The following is a 16,969-nucleotide window of genomic DNA, read 5'->3' as shown; positions in this document are numbered from 1 at the left end:
TCCTGGCAGCCATGCCGTGGGGCTCCCGGACGCGGCCTATGGCCGCTGCTACGGGTTAGTGTTGTGCTACCAGGTTGAGGAAGCGGCGGGTGCGCTCGTTCTGGGGGTTGACCAGGATCTGGTCCGCCGAGCCGTCGGCAACGATGCGCCCGTGCTCCATGAACAGCACGCGGTCGGCCACGTCGCGGGCGAATTTCATTTCGTGGGTCACCAGCAGCATGGTCATCTGCTGCTCGTGGGCGATGCGGCGGATCACCCCCAGCACTTCGCCCACCAGTTCCGGGTCCAGGGCCGAGGTTACCTCGTCGAACAGCATCACCTGCGGGCGCATGGCCAGGGCACGGGCGATGGCCACCCGTTGCTGCTGGCCGCCAGACAGGGTGGCGGGGTAGGCGTGGACCTTGTGGGCCATGCCGACCATGGCCAGGTAGCCATGGGCGCGCTCCAGCGCCTCCTCGCGGCTCAGGCGCAGTACCTGCAGCGGCGCCTCGATGACGTTGTCCAGCACGCTCAGGTGTGGGAACAGGTTGAACTGCTGGAACACCATGCCCACCCGGTGCACCACCGGCTCGGGCCGCCAGCGCCAGCCACGGCGCGGCGCCGGCACGGGCGCGCCGGCCACCTCGATGTGGCCGTGCTGGTAGCTTTCCAGGCCCTTGATCAGCCGCAGCACCGTGGACTTGCCCGAGCCGCTGGGGCCGATCAGGGCCACTTTCTGGCCCTGGGGAATGTTCAGGTCCAGATGGTCGATGACCCGCGTGCTGCCGAAGTCCTTGACCACCTGGGTGAGGCGGATCTGTGCGGGGGAATCAGGCATGGCTGCGCTTCTCCAGGTGGTTGAACAACAGCGAGGTGGGCACGCTGATCAGCAGGAACAGCAGCGCCATCAGCGTGTAGGGTTCGTTGTAGCGGTAGGTCATGCCGGCCACCTGCTTGGCGGCCTGGAACAGCTCGGGAATGGTGATCACCGCCAGCAGCGGGGTCTCCTTGAACATGCCGATCAGGTAGTTGCCCAGCACCGGCACCATGGGCTTCCAGGCCTGGGGCAGGATGATCCGCCGCCAGGTCTGGGCAGTGTTCAAGTCCAGGGCGCGGGCCGCTTCCCACTGGCCGATGGCGATGCCGTCGATGGCGCCGCGGTAGGCTTCGGCGATGTAGGCGCTGTAATACAGGCCCAGGCCGATGACCCCGGTGGCGAACGCCGGCAGGGTGATGCCCGCCTGCGGCAGCACGAAGAACAGCGCGTACAGCTGCACCATCAACGGCGTCAGGCGCAAGAAGCTCAGGTACCCCGCGGCAGCGCGGCGCACCACGGCCCAGGGCGCGCGGCCGGCCAGCGCCAGCACCAGGCCCAGCACCACGGCCAGCACGAAGCCCAGCAGCACCACCTCGACGGTCACCAGCAGCCCGGCCAGCAGGTCGGGCAGTATCGACCAGGCGAATGCGAAATCGAAATCCATGGCTACTCCTTGGCCTGGCGCCAGGCCGTGCTGTGGGTTTCATAGCGGCGCACCAGCCAGCTCAGCGGCCAGGCCATGACGAAATAACACACCAGCACGATGCTCCAGATCAGCGATTGGTTGCCCAGGGTGGTAATCAGCTGGCTGCCGGAGAAGGTCAGGTCGGTGAGGGTGATCAACGACACCAGCGAGGTGGTCTTCATCAATTCCACCAGCTGGTTGCCCAGGGGCGGCAGCATGAACGGCAGCGCTTGCGGCAAAAGCACCCGGCGCAGTGCCGCCAGCCGGCCAAAGTCCAGCGCGCGCACGGCGTCGCGCTGGCCCTGGCTGACGTTGGCCAGCGCCGCGCGGATGATCTCCGAGGCGTAGGCGGAAAACGTCAGGCCCAAGCCGATGACCCCGGTGGCCATGGGCGGCAGGCGAACGCCGAACAGCGGCAGGATGAAGAACAGGTAGAACAGCAGCACCAGCGCCGACAAGCCGCGCAGCACCTGCACGTAGGTGACGGCGAAGGCGCGCAGCAGCCGCGAACGCGACAGGCGCATCAGGGCGATGGCGAAACCCAGTGCCAGCACCAGCACTTCAGCCAGCACGGTGATCTCCACCGTGACCAGCGCGCCATGGCCCAGCTGCGTGGCGATGAACAGCGCGCTGTCCGGGGTCACAGGCTGCAACGCTGCGCGGCGGTGACGGCCGGGTCTGGCAGTTCGTTCACGGTGTAGCCGTACTTGCTCAGGATCTTCAGCAGCTCACCGGAGGCGCGCAGCTTGGCCAGTTGTTCGTTGAAAGCCTGGGCGAACGCCGGGTCGTTACGCGGCAGGCCGTAGGCGTGGTAGTTCCAGCTGGGCTTGCCGTTGGCGTCGGGGATCTGCTGGAACGGCAGCGCGCGTTCGATGCTCGGGCTGTTGGCCTTGGCCAGCAGGCCGATGATCTCGGCGTCGGGGAAATACACCACGTCCACGCGGCCGGCTTCCAGGGCGGCCAGGGCCTCGGTGTCCTTGTCGAACAGCACCACGTTGGCGGTGGCGATGCCGCTGTCCTTGGCTTCCTGCACCTGGTTGGACCCGGTCTGGGTGGCCAGGCGCGCCTTGCCGCTGGCGGCGACGTCCTTGAGGCTGTGCAGCTTCAGCGGGTTGCCGGCCTTGACGATGAAGGCGCCGCCGGAACGGGTGACCGGGTTGGAGAAGCTGATGACCTTGCAGCGGCTGGGGTTGATGAACAGCCCGGCGCCGATCAGGTCGAAACGCCCGGCGGCCAGGCCCGGTACCAGCGAGCCGAAGTCGGTGATGGGCGTGTCGATGTGGGTAATGCCCAGCGGCGTGAGAATGGCCTGCAGCACTTCGATGTTGGCGCCGGTGGCCTTGCCGTCGGTGCCCAGGTAGGCGTAGGGCTGTTCGTTGGCGATGCCGGCGGTAAGGCCGTCGCTGCGGCCCTTGTCCAGCAGGCCGGCGGCGAGGGTGGCGGTGCTGCACAGCAACAGCGCGGCAAGCAGGGGCAAACGTTTGTTGATTGTCATTGGGGAAAGCTCCTGTGATAAGCACCCACCGACCTGTGGGAGCTGGCTTGCCAGCTCCCACAAGGAATCGGCGGGATGAGACGGTAGGGGGGGTCAGCTGCCCTGCAGCGGCTTGGCGTCTTCGAAGAAGTAGTCCTGCCACGACGCCGGCTTGTGTTTGATGGCGCCCACGCGGTACATGAACTCGGCCAGCGGGTAGGTGTTCTTCGGGTTGATGGTGAACTCGAAGCGCGGGTTGCTGATGATCTTCAGCAGTTGGTCGCGGTCGATCTTGGCGTGGGTGACGCGGATGTAGGTGTCGGCGGCGCCGGCCTTGTCCTTCTGGATGTAGGCGGCGGCCTCGGTCAGTGCTTCGATGAAGGCGTGGTAGGTCTTGGGGTTGTCGTTGCGGAACTTCTCGGTGGCGAACAGCACGGTGGGCGAATTGGGGCCCAGCAGGTCGTAGGTGTCCAGCACGGTGTGCACGCCGGCCTTGGCCAGTTCCTGTTCCTGGAACGGCGGGTTGGAGAAGTGCCCGGTGACCTCGGTGCCGCCCGACGTGATGCTGGTGGCCGCGTCCGGGTGTGGCAGGTTGATGGAGTACGGGTCCAGGCGGGCGAAATCCTTGTCGCCCCATAGCTTCGCCGCAGCATACTGCAGGTAGCGCGACTGCACCGAGACGCCCACCGCAGGCACGGCGATGCGGTCCTTGGCGGTGAAGTCGGCGATGGTCTTGACGTTGGGGTTGTTGCTGACCAACAGGTACGGGAAGTTGCCCAAAGAGGCCACGGCCTTGACGTTCTGGCGGCCGTAGGTGCGGTCCCAGATGGTCAGCAGCGGCCCGGTACCGGCGCCGGCGATGTCCACGGCGCCGGCCAGCAGCGCGTCGTTCACCGCCGAGCCGCCGGACAGTTGGGTCCAGTCCACCTTGATGTCCAGGCCCTCCTGCTTGCCGTATTTTTCCACCAACTGCTGGTCGCGGACTACGTTGAGCAGCAGGTAGACCACGCCGAACTGCTCGGCGATGCGCAGTTGACCCTCGGCCTGGGCGGCGCTGGGCATCACCAGGCTACCCGCCAGCAGCGACAGGCCGAGGCCCAGGGCGGTGGTCAGTTGGCTCAGGCGGGGAAACGCGGTGCTCAGTGATGCCATGGGGGTTCTGCCTTGCTGTCAGCGGGTAGGTGCGCTGAAGATATAGCTATAAGAGAATAAATTTAAATAACTTAAATTCATAAACTAATGCCTGGCCGATCAGCCCTCCGCCGGCTGCCCGGTGAAGGTGTCACGCCAGCCCAGGCAGCGCTTCTCCAGCGCAGCGAGCAGGCCATCGCTGAGCTTGCCCAGCAGCGCCAACACAATGATCGCCGCCAGTACAATGTCAGGCCGCGAGGTTTCCCGGCCGTCGCTCAGCAGGTAGCCCAGGCCGCGGGTGGCGGCGATCAGCTCGGCCGCCACCAGGAACATCCACACCAGGCTCAGGCCGCTGCGCAAGCCGGTGAACAGGCCAGGCAGGGCGGCCGGCAGCAGGATGCGCCGCACCAATTGCCAGCGATTGAAACCGTAGATGCGGCCGACCTCCACCAGTTTGCGGTCGATGTCGCGGATCGCCGCCACGCCGTTGTGGTACACCGGAAAGAACGCGCCGATGGCGATCAGCACGACCTTCGAAGTTTCGTCGATGCCCAGCCACAACAGCAACAGCGGTACCCAGGCCAGGCTGGGAATCGAGCGCAGGCCGGCAAACGTCGGCGCCAGGTAGGCTTCGGCCTCGCGGCTCAGGCCCACCCAGGCCGCGAACACCAGGGCCAGGCTGGCGCCAATCACAAAGCCTGCCAGCACCCGCGCCAGGCTGGCGCCGATGTGCTTCCACAGCGCGCCCTCCGCGAGGTCGCGCAGGGTCAGCAGGACGTCGCTGGGGGCGGGCATCTGGTAGGCCGGCAGCCAGCCTGCGCGCACCACGCCTTCAAGGATCAGGAGGATGGCGACGGGCAGGGCCAGGGCTTTGAAGCGGCTGCTCATTGGTCGGCGACCGCTTGGTCTAAACCTGGCGTGATCAGCTGGTCGATTACCTGATTGACGTCGGTGCCGCGGCGTACCAGTTCCTCGGACACCAGGATGGGCGCGGCGGCCTTCGAGGCGGCGACGTCCTGGGTGGTTAGTTGGGGGCTGCTCAGGTCAGTGCGCGACAGCTGCAACTTGGCCACGTCCAGCGGCAAGCCGGCTTCGGTGGCCAGCAGTTGGGCAAACTCCTCGGGGTGGCCGACGGACCACTGGCGCGCCTGCTCATAGGCGCCGATGACGGTTTTGATGGTGTCCGGGTGCTCCTTGGCGTAGCGCTCGGTGACGCTGACCACGCCATAGCTGTTGAAATCGCGGTTGCGGTACAGCAAGCGCGCGCCGGCCTGCACCTGGCTGGCGGCCATGTGCGGGTCCAGGCCGGCCCAGGCGTCGACGTCGCCTTTTTCCAAGGCCACGCGGCCGTCGGGGTGCTGCAGGTGCACCAGCTCCACGTCGTCTTTCTTCAGGCCGGCCTGCTGCAGGGCGCGCAGGGTAAACAGGTAAGGGTCGGTGCCCTTGGTGGCGGCGATCTTCTTGCCTTTCAGGTCCGCCACGCTGTGCAGTGGCGAGTCCTTGCGCACCACCAACGCGGTCCATTCGGCGCGGCTGTACACGTACACCGACTTGATCGGCGCGCCGTTGGCGCGGCTGAGCACCGCCGCCAGGCTGGCCGACGAGGCAAAGTCGACGCCGCCGCTGTTGAGGTACTCCAGCGAGCGGTTGCTGCCCTGGCTGAACACCCAGTCCACCTTGGTCTGCGGCAGGGCTTTTTCGAGGAAGCCGAAGTGCTTGAGCACCAGGCTCACCGGCGAATAGTAGGCGTAGTCCAGGTGCACCTCGGCCGGCGGCGCATCCGCGGCCTGGGCGCTGGGGTGCACGGCCAGGGTCAGGGCGCAGGCGCCGATCAGGGAGTAGAAGAGGGTGCGTTTCATGAGGGGGCTCCAGAACGGTTGTTATGTCGGAAAAGTCGGTATGGGTACGGCTTTTCTGCTGGAATGGAATATTGCAGGCTTTGTGCCAGTTGCTGGGACGAGGGTTCCAGAGGGGATTGCGTTGATTCTGCTGTTTACTGCGCAACAGACTGTGGAGTCACTGTTGCAGTAGCAACAGTCATCTGTAGCCGCTGCCGCCAGGCTGCGCTGGCCTTATGCCCCGCTGCAGATTTTCGGTGTACATCATGGCCAGCGCAGCCTTCGGCAGCGGCTACGCGCGGTGTCTGATGGGTATACTGCGGCGCAGACTTCAAGGAGATCGACCATGGAAAACACCACCTGGCACGCCGACCCACTGACCTGGGGCCACGGCCCGCGGGTGTTCGAGGTGTTCCTCGAACCCACCTGTCCGTTCTCGGTGCGCGCCTTCAACAAGCTCGACGACCTGCTGGCCCTGGCTGGCGAAGACCGCATCACGATCAAGGTGCGTTTGCAGTCCCAGCCCTGGCACCTGTTCTCCGGGGTGATCGTGCGCTGCATCCTGGCGGCCTCGACGCTGCCCGGCGGCAAGGCCAACGCCAAGGCGGTGATGGCGGCCGTGGCCGCGCACCGCGAAGAGTTCGAGTTCAGCCACCACGCCAGCGGGCCGAATAGGGATGCCACGCCCAATGACATCATCGCCCGCATCGAGCAGTACAGCGGCGTGCAACTGGCCGCGGCGTTTGCCATTCCTGATCTGGACCGGGAGACAAAGTGGCACTGCAAGTACGCGCGGCAGAACGGCATTCATGTGTCGCCGACGTTCATGGTGGATGGATTGGTGCAGGGGAATATCAGCAGTGGTGATACCGTGGAGCAGTGGTTGGGGCAGGTGAAATAACTTCCTCAAACCACCACGAACTGCCTCTGATCTTGATCCCGTGCGGCCTTTGATCTTGATTGTGTGCCCCATAAAGCGCCAGGGCCGACTGGAGGCGTTGGCCAAGCGGTCCCTGGCGTAGCCAGGGAAGACGGAACCGGAGGCGCTTCTATTCCGGGCCGTCGGCCGCTTGGGCGACGCCGGAGGGAGGGGACCCGCAGCGAAGCGGAGGGACCAAGCAGGGGCAAGCCTTTTTTGGTTACTTTTTGAGGCGTTTGTCAAAAAGTGACTCGGCGTAAGGCCGAAAAGGTGATTTTGCATCACCCGTAGTAATAGATATGTTCGCGGATTCTGTATTCCGCTTCGGCGATTTCGAACATATCCATTTTTGTGGTGCGACCACTGACCGTTTCGCCCTTACGGCGACTCACTTTTTTTCAGACGCCAAAAAAAGTAAGCAAAAAACACTTGCCCCTGCTTGGGCCCTACGCTTCGCTACGGGTCCCCTCCTTCCGGCGCCGCTCAACGGGCAGACGGCACCCGCTATAGAAGCCTGCGGGTTACCGTCTCTTCGGCCTGCGGCCTCGGCCCTTCGGGCAGCCCGTTGATCGACGCCTCCAGTCGGCCCGGGCGCTTTACGGGGCATACAATCAAGATCAAAAGCCAGATCAACAGCAGATCACAAACAGATCACAAGCCAGGTCAAGATCAGGTGCGCGGGCTCTGTGCTTCTGTGAGTCGCTGCGCGACTGTCCAACTGGTAACGTTCGGGCGCACATCATCCAGCGCCGGCGGCTCACGGTACTCCGGGTAATCCCGGCCAATCGCCTCGCGCAGCACCGCCGGCAAGGCTTCGATACCTGCAACGGTCTGCCCCATGGCGTTGAACACCATCAACCCCGGCCGGCTGCCCATGCGCATGAACGGCAGCCACGGCGCGATACGCACCCATGCCAACGCCGCATTCGCGCTGTCGGTGTCTTTACTGAGCAGCGCCTCGCGGTCGGCCACGAAATCGAAGATTTCCATGGCGTGGTAGTGGTTGCCGACGTACTCCTGGTAATCGCCCGCCAAGGGATTGGGGTAGAACAGCGGGATCTCGCTGGCGGCGAATACACGCTCGCCCTGGACGCGGAAGGGGGAGGCCAAAGGCTGGCCCTGAGGGTCGCGCTCGAAGAACGGGCGCAGGTTCACCGGGTCGTTGGCCACGTGCATCACCGGCACGGCAGCTTGAGTCCAGGGGTTGTGCCAGGTCTTCAAGGGTTCGCCCGTCACCGGGTCGAGGTACAGCATCAGTTCGCGCGACACCAGCCGGAAGCCGGCGCCGCGCTGGGGGTCGTGCAGGCTGCCGCATTGACGAATGTTCATGCCCTCGACCTTGAACAGCAAACGGTCGGGCTCGCCTTCGCGCCGCGCCCAGGCCTGGCCGGACCAGTGGAACACCACGGGCTTGCCGTCCACGGTGGAACCGTGGAGTTTGCGCAGGGCGGTGAGGGCGCCCAGGGGCTGGTGGAGATCGATCATGGCAAAGACTTCCCTGGTGGGTAAATGCCCGCAGTCTACCGCCGGAACGTGCAGAGACAATGGAAAAAGCCCCGGCAACCACCGGCGCAAGCTACGCTGAGCAATGGTTTTCCCAGCCCTGAAGGCCGACCATGACTGACCTCCTTCCCGAACCCCAGGCCGTCTGCAGTCCCATCACCAGCAGCGTCATCTTTATCGTCGCCACCGTGGCGCTGGGCGCCGAGGCCGCCGACACGGTGCGCGGCTGGTGTGGCGACGTGGCGGCGCTGACCCGCACGGTGGGCAAGCGCGTGCCCGACGGCAAGCTGTCCTGCGTGTGCGGCTTCGGCTCCACAGCCTGGGACGTGCTGTTCGGCGCGCCGCGCCCGATGCAGTTGCACCCGTTCCGCGAGTTCGGCCCCGAAGGCCGCCGTGCGCCCGCCACGGCCGGTGACCTGCTGCTGCACATCCGCGCCGACCGCATGGACCTGTGTTTCGAATTGGCCACCCAGCTGTGCACCGCCCTGGGCGATGCCATCCTGGTGGTGGACGAGGTGCAGGGCTTCCGCAACTTCGACATGCGCAGCATGGTCGGCTTCGTCGACGGCACCGAGAACCCCGCCGGCCGCAAACTGACTGATTCCACCCTGATCGACAGCGAAGACCCGGCCTTCGCCGGCGGCAGCTACGTGATGGTGCAGAAGTACCTGCACAACATGAACGCCTGGAACGCCCTGAGCGTGGAAGACCAGGAACGGGTGATCGGCCGCAGGAAGCTCTCGGACGTGGAATTGGACGACGCCCACAAGCCCAGCAACTCCCACAGCGCCCTGACCACGCTCACTGAAAACGGCCAGGAAGTGAAAATCCTCCGCGACAACATGCCGTTCGGCCGCCCCGGCATGGGCGAGTTCGGCACCTATTTCATTGGCTATGCGCGCTCGCCGTCGGCCCTGGAAAAAATGCTCGAGAACATGTTCGTGGGCCGCCCGGCGGGCAACTACGACCGCTTGCTCGACTACAGCACGGCGGTGACCGGCGGGTTGTTCTTCGTGCCTTCGGCGGAACTGCTGGAGCAGTTGGCGGAGCGCAAGCCCTGACGCGGGTATCGACAAACGTCGTGATTTTCACTGGCGTGCCAGCAGGGCATCATCAGGGGCCAACCGCCTTGGAGCTTCGCTGATGATCGACCACCTCGACCACCTGGTCCTCACCACCATCGACCTGGACGCCTGCAAGGACTTCTACACCCGCGTGCTCGGCATGCGCCTGGAAACCTTCGGCCAGGGCCGCCTGGCCTTCGTGTTTGGCCGGCAGAAGATCAACGTGCACGTGCGCGGCCACGAGTTCGAGCCCAAGGCGCACCTGCCGGTGCCGGGCGCGCTGGACCTGTGCTTCATTGCCAGCACGCCCCTGGAGCAGGTGATCGAACACTTGCACGCCCAGCAGTGGCCTATCCTCGAAGGGCCGGTGATGCGCACCGGCGCCACCGGGCCGATCCGCTCGGTGTATGTGCGTGACCCGGACCTGAACCTGATCGAGATTTCGCAACCGGCCTGACCGCCTTTCACCTGGAGATGCACATGGACCCGTACACCCCCTTGTTCGACCGCGTTCTGCTGACCAACGATGACGGCATCAGCGCCCCTGGCCTGGCCGCGCTGGAAGTCATTGCCACGAAACTGGCCCGCGAGGTCTGGGTGGTGGCACCGGCCCACGACCAGAGTGGCGTGTCCCATGCCATCAGCATTCACCACCCGCTGCGCGTGGAAACCCTGGGCGAGCGGCGCTTTGCCGTACAGGGCACGCCGGGCGATTGCGTGGTGCTGGCGTTGCAGCACCTGATGCCGCACAAGCCGACGTTGATTCTGTCCGGGGTCAACCGCGGCGCCAATCTGGGGGTGGAAACGGCATTTTCCGGCACGGTGGGCGCGGCGATGGCGGGCATGTTGCTGGGTGTTCCGTCGATTGCCCTGAGCCAGGCGTTTACCAAAGGCCAACCGGTGAAGTGGGCTACCGCCGAGGCGCTGGGGGTGGATGTGCTGGCGCGCGTGGCGCAGGCGGACTGGGCGGCGGGCAGTTGCCTGAACATCAATTTCCCCGACGTGGAACCGGCGGCCTGCAAGGGCACGCAGTACACGTCCCAGGGCACGGGCAGGCTGAACGGTATTCAGGTGACGGGGCAGCAAGACCCGCGCAACGTCGAGTATTTCTGGTTGAACATGTCGCGCACGGAGAGCTTCGACGAAGAGGGCACCGAGACTTACGGTGTGTTCAATGGCTATGTAACCGTGACGCCGTTGACCTTCGAGCGCACGGCCCAGGCAGTCCTGGACTGCCTGAAATAATGTGGGAGCGGGCTCTGCCCGCGAAAAGAACACTGCGGTATGTCAGGCAATACGCGGTGCATTTTTCGCGGGCAGAGCCCGCTCCCACGGCAGCCGATCAATGCAGCGCGCGCGGAATGGTCTTCAGCAGGTCTTCCGGGGTGATGTGCCCCACAACGCTCTTGTTGCTGCCCGGCGGCGCCAGGTCGAGGATGTGGCCTTTCATCTTGCCGATGACGTGCATCTCGCACGGCTTGCAGTCGAACTTCAGGGTCAGCACTTCATCGCCGTGAATCAGCTGCATCGGCGCGACCTTGGTGCGCACGCCCGTCACGCCCTTGGCCTGCTTGGGGCACAGGTTGAAGGAGAAGCGCAGGCAGTGCTTGGTGATCATCACCGGCACTTCGCCCGGTTCCTCGTGGGCCTCGTACGCGGCGTCGATCAGCTTCACGCCGTGGCGGTGATAGAAGTCGCGGGCCTTCTGGTTGTAGACGTTGGCCAGGAACGACAGGTGCGAGTCGGGGTACACCGGTGCCGGCACGGTCTCGGCCTTGCGGCCACCGCGCGGGTGGGCAGCGACGCGCGCCTCGGTCAGGGCGTCGATCACTTCGCGGCGCAGGGCCTTGAGCTGCGAGTTGGGGATGAAGTACGCCTGCGGTGCGTCCAGCTTGATGTCGGTGGCGTGGTACTGGGTAGTGCCCAATTGGCCCAGCAGGTCATGCAGTTGGTCCAGCGCCTGCTCGGGCTTGTTGGCCGCGCCGAAGGGGCCGTCCAGGCTGACGCTGGCGCTGATGCCTTCCTCGCTGGTGACGGTCAGTTGCAGGCGATCCTCGCGCAACTGCACCTTCCAGTTCACGCCAATGCGGCGCTCGGCGGAGGTCTTCTGCAGGGCCTGTTGCCAGTTGTGGTCCAGGTTGCGGTTGAGCGGGTGGTTGGGGCGCGCCTTGTACAGGTCGGCCGGCATCTCGTTGGGCTCGACGCGGTAGCGGTAGCGCTTCTCGCCGTCTTCCTCGAACTCGCCTTTAGGCTCGGCGATGTTGGCGCGGAAACCCACCACTTCGCGCTTGATCTGCACGTTGAGGCCGTCGCCGTTGGTTAGCGGCTCATGGGTGACCACCAGCAGGTCGCGCTTGCCGACCTTTTCCACCACGCCTACGGCCAGGCCGGTGAAGGTAGGGGTGTCGAAGGCGCCGATGTCCACCTTGCGGTCGGTGACGAAGTAGTCGGTGCTGCCGCGGTGGAAGGTCTTGTCCGGGTCGGGCACGAAGAAGTGCGCGGTGCGGCCGCTGGAGGCGCGGGCCAGGTCCGGGCGGCCTTCGAGGATATCGTCCAGGCGCTGGCGGTAGTAGGCGGTGATGTTCTTCACATAGCCCATGTCCTTGTAGCGGCCTTCGATCTTGAACGAGCGCACGCCGGCTTCCACCAGGGCGCGCAGGTTGGCGCTCTGGTTGTTGTCTTTCATCGACAGCAGGTGCTTCTCGAATGCCACCACGCGGCCCTGGTCGTCTTTCAGGGTGTAGGGCAGGCGGCAGGCCTGGGAGCAGTCGCCACGGTTGGCGCTGCGGCCGTTCTGCGCGTGGCTGATGTTGCACTGGCCGGAGAACGCCACGCACAGGGCGCCGTGGATGAAGAACTCGATGGCAGCATCGGTTTCATCGGCAATCGCGCGAATTTCCTGCAGGTTCAGCTCGCGGGCCAGCACCAGCTGGGAGAAGCCGGCCTGGTCGAGGAACTTGGCCCGGGCCAGGGTGCGGATGTCGGTCTGGGTGCTGGCGTGCAGCTCGATGGGCGGAATGTCCAGCTCCATCACCCCCAGGTCCTGGACGATCAGCGCGTCGACGCCGGCATCGTACAGCTGGTGGATCAGTTTGCGCGCCGGTTCCAGCTCGTCATCGTGCAGGATGGTGTTGATGGTGGTGAACACGCGGGCGTGGTAACGGCGGGCGAATTCCACCAGGCGGGCGATATCGGCCACCTCGTTGGAAGCGTTGTGGCGCGCGCCGAAGCTTGGGCCGCCGATGTAGATGGCGTCGGCGCCATGCAGGATGGCCTCGCGCGCGATCTCTACGTCGCGGGCAGGGCTCAGCAATTCCAGGTGATGCTTGGGTAGGGACATGTTTTTTTAGTCAGGCTTTTGCACGGTCAAGGCGGGCATTGTAGCGGTGAAATAGAAGCAGTGGCAGCTTTCCCGTAGCAGCTGCCGCCAGGCGGCGTCCGCTGGCGGCGCTGAATTTGGCGTGCGGGACGCGACCTGCGGCCGCTGCTACTGGATTTACGCCTTGGCGGCCATGGCGGTGACTTCCACGCGCATGCCTTCCACCGCCAGCGACGCCACGCCCACCGCGGCGCGCACCGGCCAGGGCTTGGCGAAGAAGCGCTGGTACACCTCGTTGAACGCGGCGCGGTCGGCCATGTCGGTGAGGTAGATGGTCAGGTGCATCACCCGGTCCATGGAGCTGCCGGCGCGCTCCAGGGCCACTTTCAGCGCCTGCAGGGTGCATTCGCTCTGGGCAGTGATGCTGCCCAGCTCCAGGCTGCCGTCGGCGCGGGTGGGGATCTGGGTGGAGACCAGGATGCCGTTGAAGCTGGCAACGTCGGACGAGATGGAGTCCGCGTCCGGGTCAGGAGTGAAAGTCAGCATGTGCACCTCGGGGGTCAGTGTTATGAAAGGCGGGCACCATACCGCCAACCCGGCGCTTCAGCCAACCTTCTCGGCCAGCGAGCCGCCCAGCACGTACAACGCGCCGCCCACCACCAGGAACGCCGCCAGCACGTAGAACATCGCCGCCGGCGCCAGGCAGGCCAGGGCCAGGCCGCACACCACCGGGCCCAGGGCGCCGCCCAGGTTGGAGAGGTTCTGCGCCGCGTAGTACATGCCGCGCAGGTGCGTGGGGGCGATGCGGTCGATGAACATGTACTCGGCCGGGAACACGATGATTTCGCCCAGGGTGAAGATGAACATCGCCAGCGCCCAGGCCGTCAAGCTGTGGGCCACGGAAAAGCCCACCAGGCCGGCCAGGAACAACGCCAGGCCGACGATCAGCCAGGGCGTCAGGCGCCGCGCGTCGATGTGCTTGCCCACCGCGTACTGCAGGCCGATGACCACGCTGGCGTTCACCGCCAGCACGGTGCTGATCACCGCATACACCTGCTGCGGGTCGCTGGTCAGCACCAGGTATTGCGACAGGTAGGCGGTAAACTGGCCGAACACCACCGCGCTGAGAATGCCGCCGACGGTGAAGCACACCAGGCGCCGGTCCTTGAGCAGCACCTGGCCCACGCGCATGAAGGAAAAGCCTTCGCTGGCCGCCTCGGGCCCACTCAAGTGGCGGTCACCGTACAGCGCGTACAGCCCCAGGAACACCACGCCCAGCAGCGCCGACAGCATGAACGGCAGTTCCAGGCTGACGCCCGCCAGCCCCGCGCCCATGAACGGGCCCACGGCGTAGGCGATGTTGATCAGGGTGTAGCGCAGGGAAAACACCCGGGCCTGCTCGTGGTCGGGCAGCAGCCGGCCGAAGCTGGCCTTGGCCACCACGTCGATCACCGAGTAGGCGAAGTTGAAGGCCACCAGGAACAGGAAGAACACCGTCAGGCTGGAGGTCAGGCACATGCCCACGAAACCGGCGACGAAACAGCCGGTGAAGCCGAGGATCAGCCGGTAGGGGCTGAGCCGGTCGGTGAGGTAGCCGCCATACAGGCTCAGCACCGAGCCCGCCACCAGCGCGCCGCCAATCACCGCGCCCACGGTGGATACGTCCAAACCGTAGTGCGACGTCAGATAGATGACCAGATAGGGCAGGGTGATCGCCCGGCCCAGGGTCAGCAGGAAGGCGCTGGCCAGCAGCAGGTTGACGGCCAGGGGGTAGTGCCGAAGGGTGGCGAGCATGGGGCGTCCAAACAAATGCCTGAACCACCGATCGTAGCAGCTGCCGCCAGGCTGCGTCACGGCCCCACGCCCCCACGCCCCCCGCAGGTAGGCCGCCGGACGCAGCCTTCGGCAGCTGCTACGCCACCATCGTGTAGCAGCGGCCATAGGCCGCGTCACAGGGTCTACACGTGAATCAGCGCCACCGAGAAAAACAGCACCAAAATGGCAGCAAGGGTCAAGTGAACATTCATGGCGGCGTCGTCCGTTGGCAAATGGAATGCAGGCAGCTTATGAAGGTTCGCGCTCAAGGGGTAATCGATCAGGCAGATTTGGACTATCGACCTGATTGATAGCCCCGTAGCCAGCGGCAAAGCACAGCAGCGCCAGCACCGAGCAACCGAGCATCACCCCGGCCATGGCGTGGGCCGAATGGCCGTCGTACAGCAAGCCGACCAGGAAGCCCGAGGCCGCGCCACCGGCCATCTGCATCGCCCGCAGCAACGCGGCGCCGGAGCCGGCCACCTGGTGCAGGTCTTCCAGCGAGGCGTGGGTGGCGTTGGGCATCACCAGCCCGGTGCACACATTGCTCAGCACCACCAGGGCCGCCAGTTGCAGCATCGGCGCGCTGGCGAACGCGCTGCACAGCACCAGCCCCAGGCTGCAGCCCAGGCTGGCGAGCAGGCTCAGGCCAATGATGCGCGCCTCGCCCCAGCCGCTGCGAATCAGCCGCCCGTTCAGCCACGAGCCGCCCAGGGTGCCCAGCGCGGTCACTGCGAACAGCACGGCAAAGCCCTTGCTGCTCAGGCCCAGGGCGTCCATGAACACCAGCGGCGAGGCGGTGATGTAGGCGAACAGGCCGGCGAAGTTCAGCGCCAGGATCAGCGCACACACCACGAAACGGCGGTTGCGCAGCACCTGGCGGTAGGTGGCGATCAGCGGCTGGGCGCTGCGTTTGGCCGGCGGGTGGGATTCCTGCAAAGACAGCCTGGCGCTCACCAGCAAGGCCACGCCGGCCAGCGCCAGGGTCGCATAAATGCTGCGCCAGCTGCCCAGGCTGAGGATGCCGGCGCCCAGCAGCGGGGCCAGCAGCGGCGCGACGTTGTTGATGGCCACCAGCGCGCTTTGCAGCGAGCGGCCCTGGGTGCCTGTGAAGGCATCACGTACGATGGCGATGGGCATGGCTGCCGCCGCACCCGCCGCCGCGCCTTGCAGCAGGCGGCTGGCCAGCAGCACGGGCATGCTCGGGGCCAGCGCGCAAGCAAGGCCGGCCAGGGCGAACACCGCCAGCCCGGCAAACAGGATCGGCCGCCGGCCCAGGCGGTCGGACAGCGGCCCGAACAGCAGCGGGCCGAGCACAAAGCCGAGGATGAACAGGGTAATGGTCTGCGCCGCCGCGGCGGAGTCGCTGTGCAACGCGCTGCCCACCTGGCTGATGGCCGGCAGCGCCATGTCGGTGGACAACGGCGGCAGGGCAGTGCAGGCGCCCAGCAGCAGGATGTAGCGCCAGGGGGCGTGGGATGTGCTCATCGCAGGGTCTCGTCGGGCCAATCCCTGATCCTAGCGAACGCGCAGGCCAAGGCAAAATGAAACCTGTAGCGGCTTGCGCAGCTCTGCGCCGGGCCTTGTGTACACTGGGGGTAATCAGCGCCGCCGAGGGCCAGCGCAGCCTGGCGGCAGCGGCTACGGTGCCTGCAACTTCGAGATGAGTACTGCCATGAACCTTGCCCCCGAAGACCTCGCCCAACTGCAAGTGGCGAAGAACCTGCTGGAAAACCCTGGTTTCGTCGCCAAGGTCACCAGCATCATCGGCATGCCGGTGGAGGCGGCGCTGCGGCACCTGCCGGGCAGCGTCACCCGGCAAATCGCCACGGTGACCCGCTCGGCGCTGGTCAAGGCGCTGGACGCCGCGGTGTTCACCCTCAAGGACGTGCCGGGCGAGAAGTCCTCCAACTTGTGGCACAAGGCGGGCATCGCTGTCAGCGGCGGGGTGGGCGGTTTCTTCGGCTTCGCCGGGCTGAGCGTCGAGCTGCCGCTGTCGACCTCGATCATGCTGCGCTCCATCGCCGACATCGCCCGCAGCCACGGCGAACGCATCGACAGCGAAGAGGCCAAGCAGGCGTGCCTGGCGGTGTTCGCGCTGGGCGGCCGCTCGGCCAGCGATGACGAGTCGGAAACCGGCTACTACACCGTGCGCGCGGCCTTGGCGAAGTCGTTGAGCGATGGTTCGATCATCAAGCTGATCAGCGCCATTGCCGAGCGCTTCAGCGTCAACGTCGGCGAAAAGGCCGCGGCCCAGGCGATTCCGGCGCTTGGCGCGGTGGGCGGCTCGCTGATCAACCTGGCGTTCATCGATCACTTCCAGGACATGGCCCGCGGGCACTTCATGGTGCGCCAGCTAGAGCGGCGCTACGGCCATGACGCGGTGCAGCAAGCCTACCAGGCCTTGCCGCGCCAGGGCTGAGGC

17 protein-coding genes are annotated in these 16,969 nt (G+C 65.8%); 5 read left to right on the top strand and 12 right to left on the bottom strand.

Annotated elements, in window-relative coordinates; translation table 11 throughout:
* Positions 1 to 55: 55 nt before the first annotated feature.
* From ACWKWX_RS09805 to ACWKWX_RS09775, 7 genes are all read right to left on the bottom strand, one after another.
* Positions 56 to 817 carry an amino acid ABC transporter ATP-binding protein gene (locus ACWKWX_RS09805; RefSeq protein WP_483827644.1) on the bottom strand — a complete coding sequence of 254 codons (762 nt, stop codon included), beginning with the start codon at positions 815 to 817 and terminating at the stop codon, positions 56 to 58.
* Positions 810 to 1,460, bottom strand: a complete 651-nt coding sequence (gene ehuD, locus ACWKWX_RS09800) for an ectoine/hydroxyectoine ABC transporter permease subunit EhuD (protein WP_483827643.1) — start codon at positions 1,458 to 1,460, stop codon at positions 810 to 812. Before ehuD ends, ACWKWX_RS09805 begins: the two co-directional genes overlap by 8 nt.
* A gap of 2 nt (positions 1,461 to 1,462) precedes the next feature.
* Positions 1,463 to 2,134, bottom strand: a complete 672-nt coding sequence (gene ehuC, locus ACWKWX_RS09795; protein WP_483827642.1) for an ectoine/hydroxyectoine ABC transporter permease subunit EhuC — start codon at positions 2,132 to 2,134, stop codon at positions 1,463 to 1,465.
* A complete protein-coding gene (gene ehuB / locus ACWKWX_RS09790; protein WP_483827641.1) occupies positions 2,122 to 2,976 on the bottom strand; it encodes an ectoine/hydroxyectoine ABC transporter substrate-binding protein EhuB in 855 nt (284 codons plus the stop codon). The genes ehuC and ehuB overlap by 13 nt, the downstream gene beginning before the upstream one ends.
* A 93-nt stretch (positions 2,977 to 3,069) precedes the next feature.
* The gene (locus tag ACWKWX_RS09785) at positions 3,070 to 4,107 is read right to left on the bottom strand and encodes an ABC transporter substrate-binding protein (RefSeq protein ID WP_483827640.1); all 1,038 of its coding nucleotides are present in this window, start codon (positions 4,105 to 4,107) and stop codon (positions 3,070 to 3,072) included.
* Positions 4,108 to 4,206: 99 nt separating this feature from the next.
* Positions 4,207 to 4,974 carry an ABC transporter permease gene (locus tag ACWKWX_RS09780; RefSeq protein ID WP_483827639.1) on the bottom strand — a complete coding sequence of 256 codons (768 nt, stop codon included), beginning with the start codon at positions 4,972 to 4,974 and terminating at the stop codon, positions 4,207 to 4,209.
* Positions 4,971 to 5,945: an aliphatic sulfonate ABC transporter substrate-binding protein gene (locus ACWKWX_RS09775; RefSeq protein ID WP_416424242.1), complete on the bottom strand. Its 975-nt coding sequence runs from the start codon at positions 5,943 to 5,945 to the stop codon at positions 4,971 to 4,973. Before ACWKWX_RS09775 ends, ACWKWX_RS09780 begins: the two co-directional genes overlap by 4 nt.
* Before the next feature lie 325 nt (positions 5,946 to 6,270).
* Here ACWKWX_RS09775 and ACWKWX_RS09770 point away from each other — a divergent pair, with 325 nt between their 5' ends.
* Complete coding sequence (locus ACWKWX_RS09770) at positions 6,271 to 6,825, top strand: DsbA family protein (protein ID WP_416424243.1); 555 nt, start codon at positions 6,271 to 6,273, stop codon at positions 6,823 to 6,825.
* A gap of 687 nt (positions 6,826 to 7,512) precedes the next feature.
* Here ACWKWX_RS09770 and ACWKWX_RS09765 read toward each other — a convergent pair.
* Complete coding sequence (locus ACWKWX_RS09765; protein ID WP_483827638.1) at positions 7,513 to 8,328, bottom strand: DUF1838 family protein; 816 nt, start codon at positions 8,326 to 8,328, stop codon at positions 7,513 to 7,515.
* 131 nt (positions 8,329 to 8,459) lie between these two features.
* On the opposite strand from ACWKWX_RS09765, the gene ACWKWX_RS09760 reads away from it, so the two are divergent.
* From ACWKWX_RS09760 to surE, 3 genes are all read left to right on the top strand, one after another.
* On the top strand, positions 8,460 to 9,407 hold the full coding sequence (locus ACWKWX_RS09760; protein WP_483827637.1) for a Dyp-type peroxidase: 948 nt from the start codon (positions 8,460 to 8,462) through the stop codon (positions 9,405 to 9,407).
* Between the two features lie 82 nt (positions 9,408 to 9,489).
* Positions 9,490 to 9,867: a VOC family protein gene (locus ACWKWX_RS09755; RefSeq protein WP_483827636.1), complete on the top strand. Its 378-nt coding sequence runs from the start codon at positions 9,490 to 9,492 to the stop codon at positions 9,865 to 9,867.
* Between the two features lie 23 nt (positions 9,868 to 9,890).
* The gene (surE, locus tag ACWKWX_RS09750; RefSeq protein ID WP_483827635.1) at positions 9,891 to 10,655 is read left to right on the top strand and encodes a 5'/3'-nucleotidase SurE; all 765 of its coding nucleotides are present in this window, start codon (positions 9,891 to 9,893) and stop codon (positions 10,653 to 10,655) included.
* Between the two features lie 97 nt (positions 10,656 to 10,752).
* Here the strand turns inward: surE and ACWKWX_RS09745 are convergent, their stop codons facing one another.
* From ACWKWX_RS09745 to ACWKWX_RS09730, 4 genes are all read right to left on the bottom strand, one after another.
* Positions 10,753 to 12,750, bottom strand: a complete 1,998-nt coding sequence (locus ACWKWX_RS09745; protein WP_483827634.1) for a peptidase U32 family protein — start codon at positions 12,748 to 12,750, stop codon at positions 10,753 to 10,755.
* A gap of 156 nt (positions 12,751 to 12,906) precedes the next feature.
* Entirely contained in the window at positions 12,907 to 13,275 is a 369-nt protein-coding gene (locus ACWKWX_RS09740) for a RidA family protein (protein ID WP_416424250.1), read from the bottom strand.
* A 57-nt stretch (positions 13,276 to 13,332) separates the two neighbouring features.
* The gene (locus ACWKWX_RS09735; protein ID WP_483827633.1) at positions 13,333 to 14,523 is read right to left on the bottom strand and encodes an MFS transporter; all 1,191 of its coding nucleotides are present in this window, start codon (positions 14,521 to 14,523) and stop codon (positions 13,333 to 13,335) included.
* Positions 14,524 to 14,793: 270 nt separating this feature from the next.
* Entirely contained in the window at positions 14,794 to 16,032 is a 1,239-nt protein-coding gene (locus ACWKWX_RS09730) for a multidrug effflux MFS transporter (RefSeq protein WP_483827632.1), read from the bottom strand.
* A 187-nt stretch (positions 16,033 to 16,219) separates the two neighbouring features.
* On the opposite strand from ACWKWX_RS09730, the gene ACWKWX_RS09725 reads away from it, so the two are divergent.
* Positions 16,220 to 16,966 carry an EcsC family protein gene (locus ACWKWX_RS09725; RefSeq protein ID WP_483827631.1) on the top strand — a complete coding sequence of 249 codons (747 nt, stop codon included), beginning with the start codon at positions 16,220 to 16,222 and terminating at the stop codon, positions 16,964 to 16,966.
* Positions 16,967 to 16,969 lie beyond the last annotated feature (3 nt).

Source organism: Pseudomonas imperatae (assembly GCF_057128625.1).
This window is presented reverse-complemented; position numbering and strand designations above follow the sequence as displayed.